The organism is Streptomyces sp. SID5910 (genome assembly GCF_009862125.1).
Classification (GTDB): Bacteria; Actinomycetota; Actinomycetes; order Streptomycetales; family Streptomycetaceae; genus Streptomyces.
On the sequence record NZ_WWHX01000152.1, the window covers coordinates 1 to 3,913 of the forward strand.

Below are 3,913 nucleotides of genomic sequence, written 5' to 3' on the forward strand. Positions count from 1 at the left end.
GTGCAGGGCCCGCAGCGTCGGCGTGTACGAGGACGTCACCCGGTCGAGCGCCCCGGGCCCCCCGTCGGCGGGGGCCGCAGCGTGCAGCGGCAGCGTGCCCAGGGCGCCGCCGGGCGACCACCACACGCGGGGCCACGGTCCGGCGGTCCGGGCCGTCAGGCCCAGGTGGTCCAGGACCGGGCCGGTGACCGTCCGCCACAGCCGGTCGAGGGTGTCCCGGACGGCCTGCTGGGCGCGGAGCGCGTGCTTGCGCGAGGTTCCGGGCGCCTCGATGCGCAGCAGAGCCTCCTCGAACGCCTCCCGTTGTGCCGCCGTCGCCCCCGGGTCGAGACCGGGCAGCGGCACGGCGTCGACGGAACGCCCGGTGACCACCAGGGCGTCGCTGCCGTGGGGGGAGACGTTGACCAGGACCACCGGGCCCGCCGCGGCCGTGGCCCGCAGCTCGCTCTCGTCCCACTCCCGCACCGGGCGCAGCAGTCCGAGGCCGGGGTGCTCGGTACGGATGCGGCGGGTGAGTTCCTCCCATTCGGCGGCCAGCCGCTGGCGCCGGTCGGCCCGGGCGTCCGCGGCGCCGGAGGGGTGCGCCCCGCCGTCCGCGAGGCGGTCCGTGGACTCCTCGCTCAACGGCTCCCGGCTCTCCGTCGCCGTGTCGAGGGCCGCCCGCAGCTCCTCGAACCGGTCGGCGAGCGCGGGCGCCCTCTCCCGGAGCCGGGTGAGGTCGCTGTCCGCGTCGAAGGCATGGGACAGCAGGACACCCCTGGCCTGTTCGAGGAGCCCCACCGCGAGCCCGGGCCGGCCGCAGCGCACCGCGCAGGCGGCCGCCGTGGCGCCGAGCCCCACGGTCCGGCCGAGCAGCAACTCCTGGTCGTCGCGCGGCAGATGGCGCGGTGCGACGGAATGCAGCAGGTCGACCGCCCGCACATGGGCGTCCAGGGCGCGGTCCCACACGCCGAGCCGGGCCCAGAGGTCGCCGCAGGCCCGCGCGGCGTTCAGCCGCTGGGAGGGCGGGCACTGCTGCTCCAGGGAGGCCGTCCGGAACACCTCGGCCGCCTCCGCCAGGTCGGCGTCGCGGCCCCGCCCGGTGCTGCGGTCCCGCAGGACGACGCCCAGGTTCGTCAGCCGCAGCGCGCGCCGCGCGTGACCGGGCGGGGTGGCCTCGACCGCCCGGCGCAGCAGCGCGACCGCCTCGGCCCGGACGCCGGGCGCCACCAGGGAGCCGAGGCCCGACAGACGGGACTCGGCGGCCACCGTCAGGGCGGCGGGCAGTTCGGGCGAGTCCTCGGGCAGCGCCGCGACGACCGCGTCGGCCAGCCGGTGCGCCTCACGGGCGTCACTTCGCCGCCACGCCCGCTCGCAGCGGGCCATCAGGGCGATGGCCAGGTTGTGGCGCCGGCGCGGCAGAAGGGGATCGTCCGCCGGGGTCAGCGCGAGCGCCTGCCGGAACAGCCCGATGGCTTCGCCGAGCCGGGCGACCGGGTCGGGGGCACGCTCGAAGCCCGTCATCACGCTGATCCCCGTGGAGCCGAGCAGCGTCGCGCGGTGCGCGCGGCCGAGCCCGGGCAGCCGCCCGGCACGGTCCCGGCACTCCTGTGCCTCGCGCAGGTCCTCGCCGTCGCCCGACAGGCCGTGGCGCAGGCCCAGGGCCATGCCGAGGTTCAGCAGCCGCACGCCGAGCATCTCGTGCCCGTCCGGGGTGAGCGCCACGCCCGCCCGCAGGGCCTCGATCGCCTCGTTCAACTCGTCCGGGCGGCCGCCGTGCTCGTAGCTGTCGCTCAGCACCAGCCCGAGATCGCAGAGCGTCACGGGCCGCTCCGGGTGCCCCGGCGGCAGCAGTGACTCGGCCCGCCGCAGGAGGGTGAGGGCCTCCGCCAGGTCCGCGTGGTTGCCGTCGGGGTCGAGCCGGTAGCGGGCGTGCAGGGCCATCGCCGGCGCCAGCAGCCGTGCCCCGGAGCGGGGCGTGGCCTGCGTGGACACGGCCGCGACGGCCGACAGGTGCGAGATCGCCGCGTCCAGGTCGGCGGGATCGCCGGTCCGCGCGTGGCGGGCGCGCAGCGCGTTGCCCAGCGCGGCGCGTACGCCGACGCGTTGCTCCGGGTCCCGCGCCGCGTCCAGGGCGCCGCTGAAGACCGCGACCGCCTCGTGCAGGTCGTGCGGCCGGCCGGTGCGCTGGTGGCGCAGGACCAGGGCGAGGCCCAGGTTGAGGCCTGCCGCGGCGGGGCCCTTCGGGTCGCCGGGAGCGGCCCGGCGGAACAGGTCCACCACCTCGTCGCACTCCTCGACGGTGCCGCCCTCCCGGTGCCGCAGCGCGAGCAGCGTGGCGCCCAGGGTGCTCAGGCAGTGGGCCAGATGCGGGCTGCCGGCGGGGAGTTGGGCCAGGACGTCGCGTGCGATGCCCGCCGCGTCGTACAGGTCCTCCGGGTCGTGCGCGCGCCGGTAGCGGTCCAGCAGCTGGATGCCCAGGTTGCTGAGTGCCGGGATCCGGTCGGGGGAGTGGGCGGGCAGGGCCTTCAGGGTGCGGTGGACGAGCAGGAGTTCGGCGTCCGCGTCCGGTGCTCCCTCCCGCTGTCCGCCGAGGTGCAGCGCGCGCGTCAGATCGGCGACCCGGGCGCCGTACGCGGGGTCGTCCTCCGGTGTCGCGAGGACGGCGAGACTGCCCGCGGCGACGGCCGTGGCGAGCAGCACCTCGCGGCTCGGCGCCGACGCGCCCACCCGCTCGGCCAGCGCGTACAGGCGCAGGTCGTCCTCGGTGGCGTCGTCCGGCGGCCGGTGCTGCCGGCCCTCGGCCGCGATCGCGGCCGCGGCGCACTGTGCCGACCACTCGGCGACACCGTCGGCGTCCGCCGGGTCGGGGCGGTCCGCGGCGCCGGCGGCGGCGAAACCGGCCGCCAACCGCGGTGGCACCAGCCGGGGATCGGCCACCCACAGGGGGAACAGCAGCGTCCCGGCCATCGCTCCGTGGACGGCGCCCTCGACGCCGGAGGTGGCCGACGCGCGGGCGACGCACAGCCACCCGGCCACGTGCCGGGCCTCCAGATCGGTCCTCGGGTCGGCGGCCCGCAGCAGCGCCCGTAACTCGGCGTCCGCGTCCGGGCCGAACACCACGCCCGGGTCCACCCCCGTGTCCGCGGTGCCGGCCCGCCGGAGGCGCGCGCGGACGGCCTGTACGAGCCGGTCCCGGTCGTCCCTCACCCTGTCGTCCCCCTGAAGTCGACTCCGGCGGCCTGGCGACTCACACGTCCCGGAGCCCGTCCTGAGGCACACTGGGACCATGACCGTATCGCCCGGCGTTCCCGAACTCGCGCACCGGCAGGCGGCGTTGTGCGCCCTGCTCGGCTCCCGGGAGGAGATGCGGCTGCCCGGCGTCGGGGAGGCCGCCGAGCGTGCCCGGGACCTGCTGCGCGCGGGCGCCGACGCCGACGAACTCGCCGCCTGCTTCGCCGCCCTCGACCACGCCCTGCGCCGGGCCGGGCACGCGGGCGGGCTGCTCGTCGCCTCCCGGGGCGTCGGAGTACCCGGTGTGTCCCCGCACCTCAAGGTGGCCGTGTGCCCCGGCCCGGTGCGGTGCAGCCGTACGGAACGGGCCCGCGACCTGCTGCCCGCCCCGCACTGCGCCGTCCACGACGCCCGCATGCACAAGGCGCGCCTGCGCCCCGACCGTTGACCGCGCCGCCGGCCTCATGAACCCCCTCCTCGCCACCCTGGGCGGCAAACTCACCGAGCGCTGGCTGAACCTGCTGGTGCTGCCCGGCGCCCTCTTCCTCGCCGTCGCCGCCGTCGGCACCCGCCTCGGGCACCGGCACTGGCACGACGTCGACCGGCTGCGCGGCACGCTGGACGACCTCGCCGCCCGCCCGGCGCTCGACCGGACCGGCACCGCCGCGCTCCTGGTGGCGTTCGTCCTGCTCACCGCCGC

At 77.9% G+C, this 3,913-nt stretch carries 2 protein-coding genes and 1 pseudogene; 2 read left to right on the forward strand and 1 reads right to left on the reverse strand.

Translation table 11 applies throughout. The annotated features are described in order from the left end of the window. A partial coding sequence (locus GTW67_RS05645; RefSeq protein ID WP_161163691.1) for a CHAT domain-containing protein occupies window positions 1–3,189 on the reverse strand: 3,189 nt, incomplete at its 3' end. A gap of 79 nt (window positions 3,190–3,268) precedes the next feature. On the opposite strand from GTW67_RS05645, the gene GTW67_RS05650 reads away from it, so the two are divergent. Both GTW67_RS05650 and GTW67_RS05655 read left to right on the forward strand, forming a co-directional pair. Beyond that, entirely contained in the window at window positions 3,269–3,661 is a 393-nt protein-coding gene (locus GTW67_RS05650) for a hypothetical protein (RefSeq protein ID WP_161163692.1), read from the forward strand. 16 nt (window positions 3,662–3,677) lie between these two features. After that, window positions 3,678–3,913, forward strand: a pseudogene (locus tag GTW67_RS05655) (hypothetical protein); the annotation flags it as partial.